The sequence below is a fragment of the Candidatus Competibacteraceae bacterium genome, assembly GCA_016713505.1.
In the GTDB taxonomy this organism is placed as follows: Bacteria; Pseudomonadota; Gammaproteobacteria; order Competibacterales; family Competibacteraceae; genus Competibacter_A.
In genome coordinates this window covers 696,758-716,478 of record JADJPA010000001.1, presented here as the reverse complement: position 1 = coordinate 716,478, position 19,721 = coordinate 696,758, and the positions used below count along the sequence as shown (strand labels likewise).

Genomic DNA, 19,721 nt, shown 5'->3' with positions numbered 1-19,721 from the left:
CAAAACTAGTTTTTTGGATTGCAAATCCTGTTCACACCCTCGGAATTTCAAACCCCGAACGCACCCATTCCGCCCGCAAACCGTAACGGCGGTACAGCAGATCCATATTACCCCGCGAGGTGCGGGCTTCGATCAGCCATTCGCCGGTCGGTCCGTTTTGTTCGGCGAGCACCGCGCCCAAACTGAACAGCCGCGCCCGCAGCCGGGACGCCGAAGGCGGCAAGCATAACCACCCGTGCAGGGCTTCGCCCCGCAGTCGTTCCGCCAGCGCCGCCTTCAACAGCTCGGCGCCCGCGCCGGTCGCGGCCGACAGCCACACCGCTTCCGCCTGACCGCCGCTATTCCGTTCCAAGCGCGGAGGCTCGCCGCTCAGGTCGATCTTGTTGAACACTTTCAAACACGGCACCGCCCGCGCGCCGATTTCGTCCAGCACCGTTTCGACTTGCGCGATGACCGCGCTCCGATCGGGATGGCTGGCGTCGATCACGTGCAGCAGCAGGCTGGCTTCGCAGGTTTCGCGCAAGGTCGAACGGAACGCCGCCACCAAATCGTGCGGCAGGTGACTGATGAATCCGACCGTATCGGCCAGCACGACCGGCTCCGCGCCCGGCAAATCCAGCCGCCGCAACGTGGGGTCCAAGGTCGCGAACAGCTGATCGGCGGCGTAAACCTCCGCCTGGGTCAGCGCATTGAACAAGGTGGACTTGCCGGCGTTGGTATAGCCGACCACCGAAACCGTGGGAAGATCGGCCTTGCGGCGGGCGCGTCGCCCTTGTTCGCGCTGGCGTTCGACCCGCTCCAGCCGCAGGCGAATCTGCCGGATGCGGTCGGCCAGCAACCGCCGGTCCGTTTCCAACTGGGTTTCACCGGGACCGCGCAACCCGATGCCGCCGCGCTGGCGCTCCAAATGGGTCCAGCCGCGCACCAACCGGGTGGACAGATGGCGCAGTTGCGCCAGTTCCACCTGCAGTTTGCCCTCGAAGCTGCGGGCGCGCTGGGCGAAGATATCCAGGATCAGCCCGGTGCGATCCAACACCCGGCATTGCAGGAAAGCCTCCAGATTGCGCTCCTGGCCCGGCGTCAGCGAATGATTGAATAGCACCAGTTCCGCCTCGTGCTGGCGGACCGCTTCGCGAATCTCATCGGCCTTACCGCTGCCGACGAACCAACGCGCGTCCGGGGATTGCCGCCGCCCCGAAATCAGAGCCACGCACTCCGCGCCCGCCGATAGCGCCAGCGCCCGAAATTCGCCCGACTCCTGTTCGTCTTCCAAGCCATTAAGCAGCAAATGCACCAAAACGGCGCGTTCACCGCCGCGCGGACGCTCGAACAAACCGCCTCCCGTGACCGTCGCCGAAGCAATCAGGCTGGATCGTTGCCAACGCCATTTTCATCCGTCGCCAAATTCAGCCGCACGTTGCGCGCCGGCACGACTGTGGAAATGGCGTGCTTGTAAATCATCTGGCTGACGCTGTTTTTAAGCAGCACCACGAACTGATCGAAAGATTCAATCTGCCCTTGTAGCTTGATGCCGTTCACCAGATAAACCGAAACTGGAATCCGTTCTTTCCGCAATGCGTTCAAGAAGGGCTCTTGAAGAGAATGACCTTTTGCCATCACGACTCTCCCTTGTTGTTATGGGCCTGCACAAGGCACACCAAAATACAAGCACAAGATATTTCTTGTAAAAAGTTAAAAAACAGCATGACGCCCCCGCTTGATGCGCCTGCCTTTCCAGAGCCGTCCCGCCCGTTGGCCGGACCATCACCTTCCCATGATGTATGACTCCTGAAATCAATCGAAAGGGCGCGCCAAGCGCTCCAGTCAGTACTGACTCGAACCGCCGCGCACCAAGAGGGTATTTTAACACAAGCGCTCGGGCACATTAGCGAAAAAGCCGTTTTCCCGCAGCCGGGCGATGGTTCGATCCAACAGGCGGGCATCGGCGCCATCCAGCCAGAGGGCGTCCGCTTCGGCGCGCAGCCACGTCAATTGGCGCTTGGCCAACTGCCGGGTCGCCACGATTCCCCGTTCCACCATTGCCGCATAATCCAAACCGCCCTCCAGATAGGTCCAGACCTGCCGATAACCCACCGCGCGCATCGAGGATTTATTCAAATCCAGATCGCCACGCGCTCTCAATCGCTCCACTTCAGCGACGAAACCCTGTTCCAGCATGGCGTAAAACCGTTGCGCGATCCGTTCGTGCAACCGGCGGCGATCCGCCAGCCCCACGATCAGCTTAATCGTGGCAAACGGCAATGATTCGGTACGCGCGGCGGCACAAAGTTCCGTCAACGACCGTCCTGAAAGCTCGCAAACTTCCAGCGCCCGCTGGATTCGTTGCGGGTCGCGCGGGTGAATCCGCCCCGCCGCCACCGGATCGAGCCGCGCCAGCCGGGCGTGCAGGCTCGGGCTGCCGCACGCCGCCAGCTCCGCCGCCAAGCGGGCGCGCACCGTCGGATCGGCGGGCGGCAGTTCGGCGAGCCCCCGTTCCAGCGCCCGAAAGTAGAGCAGGGTTCCACCCACCAGCAAGGGGATCCGTCCCGCTGCCTGCACGGCGGCGATTTCCCGCAAGGCATCGCCACGAAAGCGCCCGGCCGAGTACGCTTCGACGGGATCGAGAATGTCGATCAAGCGATGCGGGATGAGGCGGCGGGTCGCCAAATCCGGCTTGGCGGTACCAAGATCCATCTCCCGGTAAACCAACGCTGAATCGACGCTGATGATTTCGAAGGGCAAGCGCCGCGCCAATTCCACGGCCAGCCCGGTTTTTCCGGCGGCGGTCGGCCCCATCAGACAGACGACGGCGGGTTTCGAGCGCGCGCTGGTCACCAGGGACACGCCGTCACCGCCCCCGATGAAACAGCCGGTCCAAGTCGTCGAGCTTCAACCGCACCCAGGTCGGTCGGCCGTGATTGCACTGCCCGCCGTGGTCCGTGCGTTCCATATCGCGCAACAGCGCGTTCATCTCCAGCAGATTGAGCGGCCGGTTGGCGCGCAGCGCACCGTGACAGGCCAAACTGGCCAGCACCGCCAAAACCGCCGTTTCGGAACGGCCGGTGCTCTGGTGTTCGGCCAGATCGGCGAGCATGTCCCGCACCAGGCCGGCGATGTCCGAGCCGGCCAGCAACGCCGGGATTTGCCGGACCACCAGAGTTTCCGGCCCCAGCGCTTCGACCGTCAAACCCGCCTGTAAGAACCGCTCGCCGTGCTGCTCGATCAATTGCCGTTCGCGCGGCCCGACCGCCAGCGTGACCGGCACCAGCAGGGCTTGGGTTTTGACCGCGCCTTCGGCGAGCGCGGCTTTCAAGCGTTCGTACAAAATGCGTTCGTGCGCGGCGTGCATGTCGACCACCACCAACCCTTCCGCGTTTTCCGCCAGAATATAACAGCCGTGCAACTGGCCTAGGGCATGGCCCAGGGGCGGAGCGGCGGGCGCGGCAGACCGCTCGACGTTTGCGTCCGCCGGTTCCAACGGCAAGGAGGGATGCAGGCGACCATAGCTTTCCAAGCGCTCGCGCACGCCCAGCGGCAGCTGCGCTTGGTCGGCGCCATAATAACCGGCCGGACCGCCAGCGCGGCCGAAGCCGCCCGACCATAACCGTTCGCCAGCATGGACGAGCGGCGGTGGCGCTTCGCCGGGTCGAATCTCGGCCAAGGCGGTTTGCACCCAGCGACGGACGGCCTCATGGATCAACGAGGATTCGCGAAACCGGATCTCGTGTTTGGCGGGATGGGCGTTGACATCCACCAGCGCCGGGTCGAGTTCCAGATAGAGGACAACGGCCGGATGACGCTCCTGATAGAGCACGTCCTGGTACGCTTGCCGCACGGCGTGCGCGAGGGTGCGGTCGCGCACCGGCCGGCCGTTGACGAAGAAATATTGCAAATCCGGTTGGGCGCGGGCTACCGACGGCAACCCGAGCCAGCCTTGCAAGCGCAGGCCGGCCGCCGCTTTGTCGACCGGCAAGCTGGCGGCCGCAAAGTCCGCGCCGCACAGCTCCGCCAGCCGGCGGGTCCGGGCCAGCGGCTCGCTGGCGGGCTCCAGCGCCAGTACGGCCCGCTGGTTGTGCCACAAGCCAAACCCGACCGCGAACCGGCTCAAGGCCAAGCGGCGGACGATTTCCTCGATGTGGCCGAACTCGGTCCGCTCCCCTCGCAGGAACTTGCGGCGCGCCGGCACGTTGAAAAACAGATCGCGCACTTCGACGGTCGTTCCCAGCGGATGCGCCACCGGAACGGGTTGCGCGACCGCATCGCCGCCATCGCCGCTCACCCGCCAACCATCGGCCGCGCCGGCGGTGCGAGAGGCCAGGGCCAGGCGCGCCACCGCGGCGATGCTGGGCAGGGCTTCCCCGCGAAATCCCAGACTGGCGACTTGCCGGAGATCGTCGAAGCTTGCGATCTTGCTGGTGGCATGCCGCAGGAGCGCCAGCGGCAGATCGTCAGGATGGATGCCAGCGCCGTCATCGCGGACCCGAATCAGCCGGACACCGCCCTGCTCCACCTCGATGCGAACGCGCATCGCGCCGGCGTCCAGGCTGTTCTCCAACAATTCCTTGACGATGGAAGCCGGCCGTTCGACCACCTCGCCCGCCGCGATCTGGCTGATCAGTTGCGGCGGCAACTGCTGGATTCGCGCGTTCATTGGAGAGATTCAGCCAAAAACGGACAGCGCCGCGACGTGGCGAGTCCCTCAGCCGCGCCGCTGTCCAACGAGCTTATTTGATGGTGCGCTGCAAAGCGTCTAAAACCTGCCGCGCGCCCGCCGAACTGTCGGGTCGATCACCGCTGTCGCGCACCACCACCACGGTTTGACCGCTCTGACCGGCCAGCCGCACCCGATAGCGGGTGCCAGCCGGGGGCGTATTGGCTTTGCTCCGCCAAAACGCCAGCTTGGACAGCCAACCCTCATCGCCTGGCTTGCGGTTTTCCAGTTCGGGATCGCGATACTCGACCACGTACAGGCCCTGACCGCGGTTTTGCTCCTCCACGGCGTAATTGCTGCTGTCCAGCGCCAGCCCGACCAGCCGCCAGGCGCGCGAGTAGTCCTCGCCGACGACCAATTGAGTCTCGCCGCCCTGTTCGCTCAGCCGGACGCGCGGGCCGGACGCCGCACCAGTTCGGGCCTGCTGGGTCTCGGCGCGCTTCTCCGACGCCCCCAAGTAAGCCGACAGCCGCTTGAGCATTTCAGCCTCCAGTTCCGGGTCGGAGGGCCGCCGCTGCCAGGCATAAGTATTGGTCGCGCTGGCGCTGGCGCCGCCGACCGCCACTTCCTCGACGCCCGAATGGCTCAAATACACTTCGGTCGCGCCGCCGTCGGCGGCCCGCTCCAGCCGGGTCCGAAACCGATCGCGAGTGGGCGCTGAATAAAGAATGTCCAGATACTTTTTCAACACGGCGCGGATGCCGTCCTGCGGGATGTCGGCGCGGTTTTCCACCCAGTCGGTTTCCATGATGCCGATGGTGGGGTCGTCGCGCTTCAACGCGAAGCCGTTGCTGGTCCAGAACTCGCGCACCTTGGGCCACACCTGATCGGCCGGGGCCACCACGACCAGCCAGCGCTGGTTGCCCGCCTGTTCCAGCGTGATACCCGGCTGCGCGGGCAAGACCGCCTCGGACTTTTGGGCTTGTTGCGGTCGCGCGCTCCCGCGTTCGTTGGCATAGGCGGACAGCGAGGCCGAACCGGCCGGATTGAGCTCCGGGATCACCAGCGTATCGTCGATGGTGGATGCGGTCAGATCCGGCGGGACTTCCAGCGGTTGCGACAGCGTGCTGCGACGATAATCGGGCCGCCGGTCCGGCACCAGCGTATCGAGATTGGTGGAACAGGCGCCGAGCGCCGTCACGGCGGCAACCAACAACGTGGCATACCGCAAGAACTGAGAAAACCGCTTAGTCATAATGTTGTCAAAGTACTCCAGCCTGTTGCATCGCCGCCCGCACCGCCGGCTGGAACGACTCCGCCAGCGGCGTCAGCGGCAGACGGATACCTGAAGGGATCAGCCCCAATTGATTGACCGCCCATTTCACCGGGATCGGATTGGATTCGACAAACAGCGCCTTGTGCAGTTCGCTCAGGCGGCTGTCGATGGCTTCGACTCGGGCGCGATCGCCGGCCAAAGCGGCGATGCTCAACTCGTGCATGGCGCGCGGCGCGACGTTGGCCGTGACCGATATCACGCCCTTGGCCCCGGCCAGCATCGCCTCGGCGGCGATGCCGTCATCGCCGCTGAACACGTCCAACCGATCCCCGCAACGTCGCACCAAGTCGCGGATGCGTTCGAGGGTGCTGGCTTCCTTGATCCCGACGATGTTGGGGATATCGGCCAAGCGCTCGACCGTCTCCGGCTTCATGTCGCAGGCGGTGCGGCCGGGAACGTTGTACAGAATCTGCGGGATCGCCACGCTGTCCGCGATCAGCTTGTAATGGCGGTACAAGCCTTCTTGCGTGGGCTTGTTGTAATAAGGCGTGACCAGCAAACAGGCATCGGCGCCGGCCTCCATCGCCCGTCGGGTCAGGTGCAGCGCCTCGCTGGTCGAGTTGGCGCCGGTGCCGGCGATGACCGGAACGCGCCGCCTGACCAATTCCACGGTCCGGCGCACGAAATAGGCGTGCTCCTCGAAATCCAGCGTCGCCGATTCACCGGTGGTGCCGACGGCGACGATGGCGTCGGCACCGTTTTCAAGGTGGAACTCCACCAACTGCGCCAGCGCCTGATAATCCACCGCGCCATCCGGCTGCATCGGCGTGACGATCGCTACCATACTGCCCCGAAACATAAACGTTACCTTCTCCAGTCTAGCGGGTCATCGCGGCATGGTACGGATACTGGAGGGGCTTGACAAGCGTCCGCCGCCGGCCCGGCCGGCGGCGGTTTCCACTCCGACGCGTTGCCTGTACACTGAAACGAATAAAATTTATTTATTTGCCTGTAGGAAGCTTCATCCGTGAAAAACAATCTCGTCGTTTCCGCCTTGGGTGAAGATCGTCCTGGCCTGGTCAACGAGCTGTCCCGCGCGATTTTGGAGTGCGATTGCAACATCATGGATAGCCGCATGACGGTGCTGGGCCGCGAGTTCGGCATCCTGCTGCTGGTGCAAGGCAACTGGAACACCCTGACCAAACTGGAAATGCAGTTCAAACGGCTGGAACAGGCGTTGAACATGACCATCCTGACCAAACGCACCGAAAGCCGCACGCCGGCGGGCGACGTGCTGCCCTATGCGGTGGAGGTCGTGGCGGTCAACCAACCGGGAATCGTGCATCATTTGGCCAACTTCTTCGCCAGCCGTTCGATCAACATCGAGGACATGGTTACCCGCAGCTACAGTGCGCCGCATACCGGAACGCCGATGTTTTCAGTCAACTTGGCCATCGGCATTCCCGCCAGCATGCATATCGCCATGCTGCGCGAGGAGTTTCTGGATTTTTGCGACGATTTGAATCTGGATGCGGTGCTGGAACCGATCAAGGGCTGAAACGAGCATGAGCGTCACCCTGGACCAACCGGTACCCGATTTCAGCGCCGCCGCCACCGGCGGCCTGACCGTGAAGCTGTCCGAATGGCGCGGCCGGCCGGTGGTGCTGTATTACTATCCCAAGGACAATACCCCCGGCTGCACGCTCGAAGGTCAGCAATTTCGAGATTTATATGATCGCTTTGCCGCGCTGGACGCCGTCGTAGCCGGCGTCTCGCGCGATAGCGTGCGCAGCCATGACAATTTTCGCGCCAAATACGGTTTTCCCTTTCACTTGATCGCCGACCCCGATGGAGCGCTGTGCGCGCTGTTCGACGTCATCAAGCTAAAAAAGCATTACGGCAAGGAAGCATTGGGCGTGGAGCGCAGCACCTTTTTGATCGACCGCGCGGGCGTGCTGCGCCGCGAATGGCGCAAGGTGAAAGCCGACGGCCACGCCCGAGCCGTGCTGGCCGCGCTTGAGAGCCTGCCTCCGGTCCCTTGAAGCCGCGCTGTCGCCACCAAACCCAACGGCACACACCAATGCTGGCAGCGCCGCCCGGACACTCGCAGCTTGCTTTCGATCCTCTTTTCAACATTGCTCAACTTTCGCGCCGCACCGGCCCCATTCCCAGCCATGTCCGAACTTGCCTCTGAGTCTTTTCAACTGAACCCGGCCGCCGACCGCCGGCTGTTCGTGCTCGATACCAACGTTCTCATGCACGACCCCACCGCTCTGTTTCGCTTCCAGGAACACGACATCCATTTACCGATGATGGTTTTGGAGGAATTGGATCACGCCAAGAAGGGCGTCTCGGAAGTTGCCCGCAACGTCCGCCAGGTCAGTCGGTTTCTGGACGATCTGATCGCCGGGGCCAGCAAGGAACAAATCGACCTGGGTTTGCCGCTGCCGGCTCCGGCCGGCCCGCGGGAAGCCCCGACCAGCGGACGGCTGTTTTTTCAAACGCGCCCGATCCGGCTGAGCGTCCCGGCCAACCTGCTGCCGGGCAACACCCCCGATCACGACATTCTCGGAATGGCGCTGAGCTTGCGCCAAGAGAATCCCGGCAGCCGCGTCACCCTGGTGTCCAAGGACATCAACCTGCGGATCAAAGCCGCCATCCTGGGCTTGCACGCCGAAGACTACTACAACGATCAAACGCTGGATGACGTCAACCTGCTTTACAGCGGCGCGCGGGACTTACCGGCCGACTTTTGGGAAACCCACGGCAAGGAGCTGGATTCCTGGAAAGATAGCGGTCGCACCTACTATCGGGTCAGCGGCCCGGAAGTCGCGAGCTGGCATCCCAATCAGGGTTTGTTTCAGACCGACGCGCCGCCCGCGTTCGTCGTGCGCCAATTGCACGGCGCGGAAGCGATCATCGAAATCCTCAAGGATTACACCACGCCCAACCATGCGGTTTGGGGCATCATCGCCCGCAACCGCGAACAAAATTTCGCGCTCAACCTGCTGCTGGACCCCGAAATCGATTTCGTGTCCCTGCTCGGCGCCGCCGGCACCGGCAAGACCCTGCTGGCGCTGGCGGCCGGGCTGGCGCAAACCTTGGACAGCAAGCATTACCGGGAAATCATTATGACCCGCGTCACGGTCCCCGTCGGCGAGGATATCGGTTTTCTGCCCGGCACCGAAGAGGAAAAGATGACGCCCTGGATGGGGGCGCTGATGGATAATCTGGAAGTCCTCGCCCCTCAGGACGGCAGCGAATGGGGCCGCGCCGCCACCGCCGACTTGTTGAGCAACAAGATCAAGATTCGCTCCTTGAACTTCATGCGCGGTCGGACCTTTCAAAACAAGTATCTGATTATCGACGAAGCGCAGAATTTGACGGCCAAACAGATGAAGACCCTGATCACCCGCGCCGGCCCCGGCACCAAGGTCATCTGCCTGGGCAACATCGCTCAGATCGACACGCCTTATTTGTCCGAAACCACCTCCGGCCTGACCTACGTCGTGGACCGTTTCAAAAACTGGCCGCACGGCGGGCATGTCACGCTGCGGCGCGGCGAACGGTCGCGGTTGGCGGAATTTGCTTCGGAGCAACTTTGAAATGGCGCCGGACTCCCTGACCCTGACCACCGTTTTATCGCTGGCCTGGCTGTTATGGCTGGTCATGGTCGGCGTGGGGTTGGTCCTGGAGCGCCGCCCGCCCGCGGCGACGCTGGCTTGGCTGTTGGCTCTGCTGTTTCTACCCTACATCGGCGCCGTTATTTACTTTCTGTTTGGGCCACGGCGGCTGCGACGGCGACGGCTACGCTACAGTCGCGCCCGCACCCGTCTGGTCCAATCCGCTCACGATCGCCTGCGTCAAGACCGTGCGCTGCCGCTCGGCTTCCCCGCCGCGACCTTCGAGCAGCAGCTCGCCACCTTGATGGAACATTCCGGACAGGGCATACCCGTCGCGGCCCGCGATATCCGCTTGTTGGAGACCGGCGATGGCTGTTTTGAAGCCATCGAGGCCGACATCAAGGCCGCCGCTCACCACGTTCACCTGGAGTACTACATCTGGCAGCCGGATGGGATCGGAACCCGATTGCGCGATTTGCTGATCGAGAAAGCGCGCGCCGGGGTGCAGGTGCGCCTGCTGCTGGACGCCATTGGATCGAACAGCGTCAAGCGCGGTTTCCTGAAGCCCTTGGAAGATGCTGGCGGTTCGACGGCCTGGTTCAATCCGATCCGCTTGCCCCGGTTCGGACCCAACCACATCAATTTCCGCACCCATCGCAAGATTGTCGTGATCGACGGTCGGATCGGCTTTATCGGCGGCATCAACATCAGCGACAGCCACAGCAGTTTCAGCGCCAGCAAAGACGCCTGGCGCGACACCCACTTGCGCATCGACGGCGAGCCGGTGCACCGCTTGCAGTTCATCTTCCTGGAAGACTGGTATTTCGCCACCGAAAAAACGCCGCTCGAACCGGAATTCTTCCCGGAATTTCCCGAGCCGCCGACCAGTCACTGGCTGCAAGCTGTCGAATCCGGCCCCGACACCAACCGTCACGCCATCGCCAAGTTTTTCTTTGCCGCCATCGCCGGCGCACAGCGGCAACTCTTGCTGACGACGCCGTATTTCGTCCCGAACGAAGCCTTGATGATGGCCTTGGTCACGGCCGCCTTACGCGGCGTGGAGGTCCGGATTCTAGTCCCCAAGCAAAGTGATTCGCGGTTGGTGACGGCCGCCGCGCGCAGCTATTACGATGAGTTGGTCGATGCCGGCATCCGCATCGACGAGTACGGCCCGCCGATGCTGCACGCCAAGGTGCTGGTGGCCGACGGCCGCATCGCGGCGGTCGGCAGCGCCAATTTCGACAATCGCAGCCTGATGCTGAATTTTGAGATCATGGCGGCGATTTATGATGAGGGGATCGCGCGGGCTTTGATGCGAACCTTCGAAGCCGACCTGAAACTGGCCACCCGCTACATCAAGCCGGGCCGGCGCGCGACCCTCGGTCAACGTCTGTTCGAATCCACGGCGCGGCTGCTGTCGCCGCTGCTGTAACGGGGTTTATCCAGCCGGTTTCGCGGCGGGCGAGCCGTGGCCCGCCCGCCTTGCAGCAAAACTTTTACTGACCGTAAAAAGCGCTTAAACCCTTTTACAGATCTCCGGGTATCCAATCCCCATCCCAACGGTGGTGGCGCGGCCAAGCCTTGAGAATGGCCTGCACCACGGTCGCCAGGGGAATGGCAAAGAATATGCCCCAAAATCCCCATAACCCCCCGAACACCAGCACCGCCGCGATAATGGCGATCGGATGCAGGTCCACCACCTCGGAAAAAAGCAGCGGCACCAGCACGTTGCCGTCCAAACCCTGAACGATCAGATAAATGCCGAGCAACCAGAAGAATTCCGAACCCCAACCCCATTGAAAGAAAGCCACCAGCGCCACCGGCACCGTCACCACCACGGCGCCGATGTAGGGTACGATAACCGATAAACCCACCATCAAAGCCAATAACATCGCAAACTGGAGATCCATGTAAAAAAAAGCAGCATAGGTAGCGATCCACACCGCCAGGATTTCCAGAAACTTTCCCCGCACGTAATTTCCCAATTGCAGGTTCACCTCGCGCCAGACCTGTTGTGCGAGGTTGTGATCGCTGGGCAGGAATTCGTAAAGCCACCTTAAAATCAAATCCTTATCCTTCAGAAAAAAGAACACCAACAACGGCACGAGCACGAGATAGATGACGATGGTGATAACGCCCATGCCCGCCGCCAGCGACCAAGACAACACGTTCTGGCCCCAGGTCAGAATTTCGGCTCTCACGGCGCTGATGACTTCCAATACTTGATTTTCAGAGATGAATTCGGGGTACAAAGCAGGCAGGCTCAGCAGCAAATTTTGCCCCTTGACGATCATGCTGGGAAACTGCTGGATCAGTTGGGTCAACTGCCGGGAAACCAGCGGTAACAAGCCAAACAGCAAAAACAGCACGAAGGCTAGAAACAGCACGAAAACCAGGATGACCCCCAACAAGCGGGGAGTTCGCAACCGAACCTGAAGGGCCTGCACGACACCCTCCAGCAGGTAAGCGATGACGATGCTCGCCAAGAGCGGCGCCAGATCGCGGCCCATGACCACGATCACACTGGTGCCGACCACCAGCATCACGGTCAGAATCACAACTTGGGGGTCGTTAAAAAATCGTTGAAACCAATCGCTGATGATCTTCATGCAGGTTGTTATGGCCTTCTCCATCGCGTTCCAGACGATGTTAGCAATAAAAGTTCGGGCAGTCCCGACCAGCCGCCGGTCAATCTCCGAACCACCGCTCGCTGGTGCGGTCTATGAGAAACGGGGGAAAGCAGCAAATCCTGCGTCAAGGTTGTTTCGACTTGGCGCCAACCCAGCCAAGCCCGGCATTTTTCCACGATCCAGCTTGTGGGGTCTCGGCTGTGCGCTGGACCCGCACCCGCTGCCAAGTCATCCGCCAAGATGCCGCAATGGCTTGCCGAAACACCCTGACGAGTTGATTTCCGGTATCGTACCTTGGTGGTGCAACCACCTTGAAGAGAGTAGATTTCGCTGGGCAAAGCTCGCGTGAATCCGCGATCTCAACGCCGGTTCATAGACTGTTCAGGAACTTGAAAATATAAATAAACTATTGATTGAATAGTTTTTTGAAAAGACTTCAAAGGTCATGGACCCATTCTCGCCGCAGCGAAGCCGGCCGGCGCGCCAGCCCAGATCCAGAGTTGGTCCATAACTTGCTTACTCACTGTCTTAGCAACGTTCGCGGGACGCCATCCGCAGCTGCCTTCACCCAGGATATTTGCGGCTCCAGCGAGTATCGGACCAAAGAAGACGTCAGCACGGCTCGAACCTAGTCCACGGAATGATGGAAATGCGCCATCTGATGGTTTATGACAGATCCGAATCGGCCGCCACCGCCCTTCCGCGCCTATAGAGAGGTATGACAATGACACTTTTCAACCGCTATCTGTCGCGCTACGAAGAGAGCCGCGAAGAAACCTTATCGCTTCAGGCTTACCTGGATCTTTGCAAGCGGGACGCCAGCGCCTACGCCAGCGCCGCCGAGCGCCTGCTGCTGGCCATCGGCGAGCCGGAATTGGTCGACACCCGCAACGATTCCCGGCTGTCGCGCATCTTTCAGAACAAAGTCCTCAAGATCTATCCCGCGTTCGAGGAATTCTACGGGATGGAGGACGCCATCGAGCAAATCGTCTCCTACCTCAAACACGCCGCTCAGGGGCTGGAAGAAAAGAAACAGATCCTCTATCTGCTCGGTCCGGTGGGCGGCGGCAAGTCATCGCTGGCCGAGCGCCTCAAGCAGTTGATGGAAAAAGTGTCGTTCTACGCCATCGAAGGTTCGCCGGTGTTCGAGTCGCCGCTGGGGCTGTTCAACCCGGAAGAAGACGGCCCGATTTTGGAGGATGACTACGGCATTCCGACCCGCTACCTGCGGCACATCATGTCGCCGTGGGCGGCCAAACGTCTGCGCGAATACAACGGCGACATCACCAAATTCCGGGTGGTCAAGCTGCGCCCGTCGGTGCTGCACCAAATCGCCGTCGCCAAAACCGAACCGGGCGACGAGAACAATCAGGATATTTCCTCGCTGGTCGGCAAGGTGGATATCCGCAAGCTGGAACACTTCGCTCAGAACGACCCGGACGCCTACAGCTTCTCCGGCGCGCTGTGCCGCGCCAACCGCGGCCTGATGGAATTCGTCGAAATGTTCAAGGCGCCGATCAAGGTGCTGCATCCGCTGCTGACCGCCACTCAAGAGGGTAATTACAACAGCACCGAAGGGCTGTCGGCCATCCCGTTCGAGGGGATCATTCTGGCCCACTCCAACGAATCTGAATGGCAATCGTTCAAGAACAACAAGAACAACGAAGCCTTTCTGGATCGGGTTTACATCGTCAAGGTGCCTTATTGCCTGCGGGTGTCGGACGAGGTGAAGATCTATCGAAAACTGCTTACCCACAGTTCGCTGTCCGCCTCGCCCTGCGCGCCCGGCACTTTGGAGATGCTGGCACAGTTCTCAGTGTTGACTCGGATCAAGGAGCCGGAAAACTCCAGCATCTTTTCCAAGATGCGGGTTTACGACGGCGAAAACCTCAAGGACACCGACCCCAAGGCGAAGTCGATGCAGGAGTATCGCGACTACGCTGGAGTGGACGAAGGCATGACCGGCATCTCGACCCGCTTCGCCTTCAAGATTTTGTCGCAGGTTTTCAACTTCGACCACGCTGAAGTGGCCGCCAATCCCGTACACTTGCTTTACGTGCTGGAACGGCAGATCGAACGCGAGCAGTTCCAGGCCGACGTGGAAGAAAAGTATCTGTCGTATTTGAAGGGCTTTCTCGCGCCGCGCTACGGCGAATTTATCGGCAAGGAATTGCAGCAGGCTTATCTGGAATCCTATTCGGAATACGGTCAGAATATTTTCGACCGCTACGTGACCTACGCCGATTTCTGGATTCAGGATCAGGAATACCGCGATCCCGACACCGGCGAGTCGTTCGATCGGGCGGCGCTGAACAGCGAGTTGGAAAAGATCGAGAAACCGGCCGGCATCAGCAACCCCAAGGATTTCCGCAACGAGATCGTCAATTTCGTACTGCGGGCGCGGGCCAACAACGCCGGCAAGAACCCCGCCTGGACCAGCTACGAAAAGTTGCGCGCGGTCATCGAAAAGAAAATGTTCTCCAGCACCGAAGACCTGCTTCCGGTGATCAGCTTCAACGCCAAGGCCAGCGTCGAGGAGCAGAAAAAGCACGGGCAGTTCGTGGACCGGATGGTCGCCAAGGGCTACACGGCCAAGCAGGTGCGGCTGCTATCCGACTGGTACCTGCGGGTCCGCAAGGCCTCCTGACCGAGGAAACCGTTCATGGCCACGCTTATCGACCGACGGTTGGACGGCAAAAACAAAAGCGCCGTCAACCGCCAGCGCTTTATCCGGCGCTTTAAAAATCAGATCAAGAAAGCCGTGACCGAGGCCATGAACGGCCGCAGCATCACCGACATCGACAATGGCGAGAAAGTCAACATCCCGGCCCGCGATCTGTCCGAGCCGGTGTTCGGCCACGGTCCGGGCGGCCGGCGCGAAGCCATCCACCCCGGCAACCGGGAATTCACCAAGGGCGACCGGATCGCGCGGCCTCAGGGCGGCGCCGGCGGCGGCGCCGGCGGCGGCCAGGCCAGCAACAGCGGCGAGGGCGAAGACGATTTCGTCTTCGAGTTGTCCCGCGAGGAATTTTTAGAGCTGTTCTTTGAAGATCTGGAGCTGCCTAACCTGGTCCGCACCCAACTGGCCAAGGTGAGCGAATTCAAGTCGGTGCGAGCCGGTTTCACCAGCGCCGGCGCGCCGGCTAACCTCGATGTGGTACGGTCGCTGAAGGGCGCGCTGGCGCGGCGGATGGTGCTGGCCGCGCCTTATCTGCGGCGCTTGCACGAAGCCGAGGAAGAATTGCAGCGACTGTTGTCTAGCCCGCCGGTGGACGAAGCTCGCGCGCAGGCCTTGATCGAAGAAATCGATCACTTGCGGGCGCGGGCGCGGGCGGTGCCGTTCATCGACACCTTCGACCTGCGCTTCGTCAATCGCGTCCTGCAACCGCAGCCGACCACCCAGGCGGTGATGTTCTGCCTCATGGATGTTTCCGGGTCGATGGATCGGGCGCGCAAGGACTTGGCCAAACGCTTCTTTACGCTCCTCTATCTGTTCCTGAAGCGCAATTACGAAAAAATCGAGGTGGTGTTCATCCGCCATCATACGATCGCCAAGGAAGTGGACGAGCAGGAATTTTTCTATTCGCGGGAAACCGGCGGCACCGTGGTTTCCAGCGCCCTGACCCTGATGAACGATATCGTCACCACCCGCTATCCGCTATCCAGTTGGAATATCTATGCCGCACAGGCTTCGGACGGCGACAACTGGCATCACGACTCGCCGGCGTGCAAGGAAATCCTGCTCAAGCAGATCATGCCGTGCGTGCGCTATTTCGCCTATATCGAAATCACCCCGGACCGTCACCAAAGCCTGTGGGAAGCTTATGAGGACGTGAAGGTGCAACATCCCAACTTCGCCATGCGGCAAATCGACGGTCCCGCCGACATTTATCCGGTCTTTCGGGATTTGTTCAAGAGGCGTGTGTCATGAACTCGACGCAACTCATCGCCGAATCCTCCGAATGGACGTTCCCGATGCTGGAACGCTACAACGAGGTGATCGGCCGCATCGCCGCTGATGAGTTTCGCTTGGACACCTATCCGGTGCAAATCGAAATCATCACCGCCGAACAGATGATGGACGCTTATTCTTCGGTGGGAATGCCGCTCGGTTACAAGCATTGGTCCTACGGCAAACAGTTCGTGCTGACCGAGAAGAACTACCGGCGCGGCCAAATGGGGCTGGCTTACGAAATCGTCATCAATTCCGATCCCTGCATCGCCTATCTCATGGAAGAGAACACCGCCATGATGCAGGCGTTGGTCATCGCCCACGCCGCCTACGGTCACAACTCGTTCTTCAAGGGTAACTATCTGTTTCGCACCTGGACCAGCGCCGATGCGATCATCGACTATCTGCTGTTCGCGCGCAATTACGTGACCGAGTGCGAGGAGCAGCACGGTGAAGAAACCGTGGAGTTGTTTCTCGATTCCTGTCATGCGCTGATGAATTACGGCGTGGATCGCTACAAGCATCCCGCCCCCCTGTCGCTGCGCGAAGAAAAACAGCGCCAGCAGGAACGGGAGGCGTATTTACAGTTACAGATCAACGATCTGTGGCGCACGATTCCGACCCGATCGCTGGCGACATCGGCGTCGGCCGAGAAACGCTTTCCGGCTGAACCGCAGGAGAATTTGCTCTATTTCATCGAGAAGAACGCGCCGTTTTTGGAACCGTGGCAGCGCGAAATCGTGCGGATCGTTCGCAAGCTCGGCCAGTATTTCTACCCGCAACGCCAGACCCAGGTGATGAACGAAGGCTGGGCGACCTTTTGGCATTACACCTTGATGAACCGGCTTTATGACGAAGGCTATGCCAATGACGGCTTCATGATCGAGTTCCTGCAATCCCACACCAGCGTCGTCCAACAATTGCCTTTCGATCATCCTTACTATCACGGCATCAATCCCTACGCCTTGGGATTCGCCATGATGAGCGATATCAAACGCATCTGTCAGGAGCCGACCGACGAGGATCGTCATTGGTTCCCCGACATGGCTGGTCAGGACTGGATCAAAACCTTGGATTTTGCGATGCGCAATTTCAAGGATGAGAGCTTCATCGCTCAGTATCTTTCACCGAAGGTCATGCGGGATTTCAAACTGTTCGCGGTATTGGACGACGAGACTCAAGATCAGTTGGAAATCACCGCCATCCACGACGACGATGGCTACCGACGCTTGCGGCTGGCGCTGTCCGATCAGTACAACCTAGGTAGCCGCGAGCCCAACATCCAAGTTTGGAACGTGGCCCATCGCAAAGATCGCTCTCTGACTCTGCGCCACACCCGCTACAGCCAACGGCCGTTGCACGACAGCTATCAAGAAGTCCTTAAACACCTACACCGCTTATGGGGCTTTACGGTGCGTCTGGAGACGGTCGACGAAGACGGCAAGGTGGAATTGGTCGGGGAATGCCCGCAAACATCCGCACGCTAAACACCTGCTTTTTTCTTTCAGCCAGGCGATCCCTGACGCGACCAGCCAAAATGGGGCTTTTGGCGTTTGGCGGCGAGTCTCAACCGTTCCTCGAAAATCACCCCTTCATCGTTCAGGCCAACTCAGCTTGATGCGCCCGAGACTTCTGCCAAATTGGCAGTAATAAAAAGTTTATATTTTCAATTTTCTAGCATTTTCTGCTTTAGTTAGCTGCCATTTTGGCAGCTTTATCCCGCTTTTGCTGCTTTTAAGGCGGTCGATACAGACGCTATTTATCCCTATATTCAATAGATTAACTCAGATGGTCCGCTCATTGCTATCAATTCTAGTATTCATAAGGTCCTGGTTCTCAGACTAAGAACCTCAAAAATGATACAAAAAACGCCGATAACAACCCGAATCACCCTTATTTTGGTTCTGATACTCACCGGTCAATGGCATATTGAAGCGGCTGTTGGCATGGAAGCTCAAGAGGGAGGATACATTGCCGGTTTGACGCCGAACCAACGCCCCGCAAATGCTCCCCGGATAAAAACGGTTCAAAAAGACGATTATTGGTATAACAAAGCGTTGGCGGGTATTGAGCCGCCTTACCCGTGGAGTCTTCGTTTCTTAGAAGACCAGGGGAATTGGTATACCCCTTTTAACCACCCCGGAATGACCGGTCACTACGATATTCGTAATTGGCATCACCATCAATGAGAGAGCATCGATTCCACTATTGGTGGCTTGCAATGAGTTACTGCACATAGCTTCTGCTTCATACCCACAACAAGTTGGAGGATTGCATGAAAAACAACGCTACCCGAATGTCGAAAATGCGCATGATGGCTATTTCTAGCACCTTATTAGGCGTATTGGGAATGAGTGCGGGCTTTGCAGAAGGAATGTCCGGCATGGGTGGCATGGGCGGCATGTCCGGCATGGGTGGCATGTCCGGCATGGGCGGCATGTCCGGCATGTCTGGAATGTCCGGCATGGGCGGCATGGGCGGCATGGGCGGCATGGGCGGCATGTCTGGAATGTCCGGCATGGGCGGCATGTCCGGCATGGGTGGCATGGGCGGCATGTCTGGAATGTCCGGCATGGGTGGCATGGGCGGCATGTCTGGAATGTCCGGCATGGGTGGCATGTCCGGCATGGGTGGCATGTCTGGAATGTCCGGCATGGGCGGCATGTCCGGCATGGGCGGCATGTCTGGAATGTCCGGCATGGGCGGTATGGCAGGTAATTCGGGTAGTTTGGGCTGGGTATGCACACAATGGGCTTACGTGCCAGCCATGAGTGGCATGTCCGGCATGGGCGGTATGTCTGGAATGTCCGGCATGGGTGGTATGGGTGGTATGGGTGGAATGTCCGGCATGTCCGGCATGGGTGGTATGGGTGGAATGTCCGGCATGGGTGGTATGGGTGGAATGTCCGGCATGGGTGGTATGGGTGGTATGGGTGGAATGTCCGGCATGTCCGGCATGGGTGGTATGGGTGGAATGTCCGGCATGGGCGGCATGGGCGGCATGTCCGGCATGAGTGGTATGGCAGGTGGCGGCTCCGCATGGGCGTGTACCCAATGGACTTATGCGCCAGCGAATATGAGCGGCATGTCCGGCATGGGTGGCATGTCCGGTATGTCCGGCATGGGCGGCATGTCCGGCATGGGCGGCATGTCCGGCATGGGCGGCATGGGCGGCATGTCCGGCATGGGCGGCATGTCCGGTATGTCCGGCATGGGCGGCATGGGCGGCATGTCCGGCATGGGCGGCATGTCCGGTATGTCCGACATGGGCGGCATGTCCGGCATGGGCGGCATGTCCGGTATGCAAGGCAAATCTTGGGAACCTCCCAAGGAAGAAAGTGCAAAGAAAGAGGAATCCACTAAGAAGTAATTGCTGCCTAGCTATCAGTGGAGGTGTTAATAAAAGACGCCTCCACTTTTGACGAACACGCTGGCTTTTCGTAGTAATTGCGGGGATGAGGAGAAAGGTTATGTCAAAGTTGTGGTTTAAGACTCCACAATGGGCAAGCCTTCTGGTTATATGGGTCATACTTCCAATTGCGGGTTCGCACGCCGAGGAATTCGACTACGATAAAACCCGGTGGAACCC

General features: G+C 60.2%; 16 protein-coding genes. 9 read left to right on the top strand and 7 right to left on the bottom strand.

The window, feature by feature from the left end; genetic code table 11:
- Positions 1-31 precede the first annotated feature (31 nt).
- From hflX to IPK09_03265, 6 genes are all read right to left on the bottom strand, one after another.
- Entirely contained in the window at positions 32-1,333 is a 1,302-nt protein-coding gene (gene hflX / locus IPK09_03290) for a GTPase HflX (GenBank protein MBK7982641.1), read from the bottom strand.
- A 29-nt stretch (positions 1,334-1,362) separates the two neighbouring features.
- The gene (hfq, locus tag IPK09_03285; protein MBK7982640.1) at positions 1,363-1,617 is read right to left on the bottom strand and encodes an RNA chaperone Hfq; all 255 of its coding nucleotides are present in this window, start codon (positions 1,615-1,617) and stop codon (positions 1,363-1,365) included.
- A gap of 246 nt (positions 1,618-1,863) precedes the next feature.
- Complete coding sequence (miaA, locus tag IPK09_03280; protein MBK7982639.1) at positions 1,864-2,796, bottom strand: tRNA (adenosine(37)-N6)-dimethylallyltransferase MiaA; 933 nt, start codon at positions 2,794-2,796, stop codon at positions 1,864-1,866.
- A gap of 52 nt (positions 2,797-2,848) precedes the next feature.
- Positions 2,849-4,651: a DNA mismatch repair endonuclease MutL gene (mutL, locus tag IPK09_03275; protein MBK7982638.1), complete on the bottom strand. Its 1,803-nt coding sequence runs from the start codon at positions 4,649-4,651 to the stop codon at positions 2,849-2,851.
- Between the two features lie 73 nt (positions 4,652-4,724).
- Positions 4,725-5,906 (bottom strand): outer membrane protein assembly factor BamC, encoded by a 1,182-nt coding sequence (bamC, locus tag IPK09_03270; protein ID MBK7982637.1) that lies wholly within the window; start codon positions 5,904-5,906, stop codon positions 4,725-4,727.
- 7 nt (positions 5,907-5,913) lie between these two features.
- The gene (locus IPK09_03265; GenBank protein ID MBK7982636.1) at positions 5,914-6,786 is read right to left on the bottom strand and encodes a 4-hydroxy-tetrahydrodipicolinate synthase; all 873 of its coding nucleotides are present in this window, start codon (positions 6,784-6,786) and stop codon (positions 5,914-5,916) included.
- A 168-nt stretch (positions 6,787-6,954) separates the two neighbouring features.
- Between IPK09_03265 and IPK09_03260 the strand changes: the two genes are divergently transcribed.
- The 4 genes from IPK09_03260 to cls all read left to right on the top strand — a co-directional run bounded on the left by IPK09_03260 (position 6,955) and on the right by cls (position 10,982).
- Entirely contained in the window at positions 6,955-7,485 is a 531-nt protein-coding gene (locus tag IPK09_03260; protein MBK7982635.1) for a glycine cleavage system protein R, read from the top strand.
- A gap of 7 nt (positions 7,486-7,492) precedes the next feature.
- The gene (locus IPK09_03255; protein ID MBK7982634.1) at positions 7,493-7,969 is read left to right on the top strand and encodes a peroxiredoxin; all 477 of its coding nucleotides are present in this window, start codon (positions 7,493-7,495) and stop codon (positions 7,967-7,969) included.
- Between the two features lie 132 nt (positions 7,970-8,101).
- The gene (locus tag IPK09_03250) at positions 8,102-9,532 is read left to right on the top strand and encodes a PhoH family protein (protein ID MBK7982633.1); all 1,431 of its coding nucleotides are present in this window, start codon (positions 8,102-8,104) and stop codon (positions 9,530-9,532) included.
- Position 9,533: 1 nt separating this feature from the next.
- On the top strand, positions 9,534-10,982 hold the full coding sequence (gene cls / locus IPK09_03245) for a cardiolipin synthase (GenBank protein MBK7982632.1): 1,449 nt from the start codon (positions 9,534-9,536) through the stop codon (positions 10,980-10,982).
- 94 nt (positions 10,983-11,076) lie between these two features.
- Here the strand turns inward: cls and IPK09_03240 are convergent, their stop codons facing one another.
- Complete coding sequence (locus IPK09_03240) at positions 11,077-12,159, bottom strand: AI-2E family transporter (protein ID MBK7982631.1); 1,083 nt, start codon at positions 12,157-12,159, stop codon at positions 11,077-11,079.
- Between the two features lie 745 nt (positions 12,160-12,904).
- On the opposite strand from IPK09_03240, the gene IPK09_03235 reads away from it, so the two are divergent.
- From IPK09_03235 to IPK09_03215, 5 genes are all read left to right on the top strand, one after another.
- Positions 12,905-14,827: a PrkA family serine protein kinase gene (locus IPK09_03235; GenBank protein ID MBK7982630.1), complete on the top strand. Its 1,923-nt coding sequence runs from the start codon at positions 12,905-12,907 to the stop codon at positions 14,825-14,827.
- Positions 14,828-14,842: 15 nt separating this feature from the next.
- Positions 14,843-16,111: a YeaH/YhbH family protein gene (locus IPK09_03230; protein ID MBK7982629.1), complete on the top strand. Its 1,269-nt coding sequence runs from the start codon at positions 14,843-14,845 to the stop codon at positions 16,109-16,111.
- On the top strand, positions 16,108-17,619 hold the full coding sequence (locus tag IPK09_03225; GenBank protein MBK7982628.1) for a SpoVR family protein: 1,512 nt from the start codon (positions 16,108-16,110) through the stop codon (positions 17,617-17,619). Before IPK09_03230 ends, IPK09_03225 begins: the two co-directional genes overlap by 4 nt.
- A gap of 369 nt (positions 17,620-17,988) precedes the next feature.
- Complete coding sequence (locus IPK09_03220; protein ID MBK7982627.1) at positions 17,989-18,321, top strand: hypothetical protein; 333 nt, start codon at positions 17,989-17,991, stop codon at positions 18,319-18,321.
- Positions 18,322-18,407: 86 nt separating this feature from the next.
- Positions 18,408-19,502 carry a hypothetical protein gene (locus IPK09_03215; protein ID MBK7982626.1) on the top strand — a complete coding sequence of 365 codons (1,095 nt, stop codon included), beginning with the start codon at positions 18,408-18,410 and terminating at the stop codon, positions 19,500-19,502.
- Positions 19,503-19,721 lie beyond the last annotated feature (219 nt).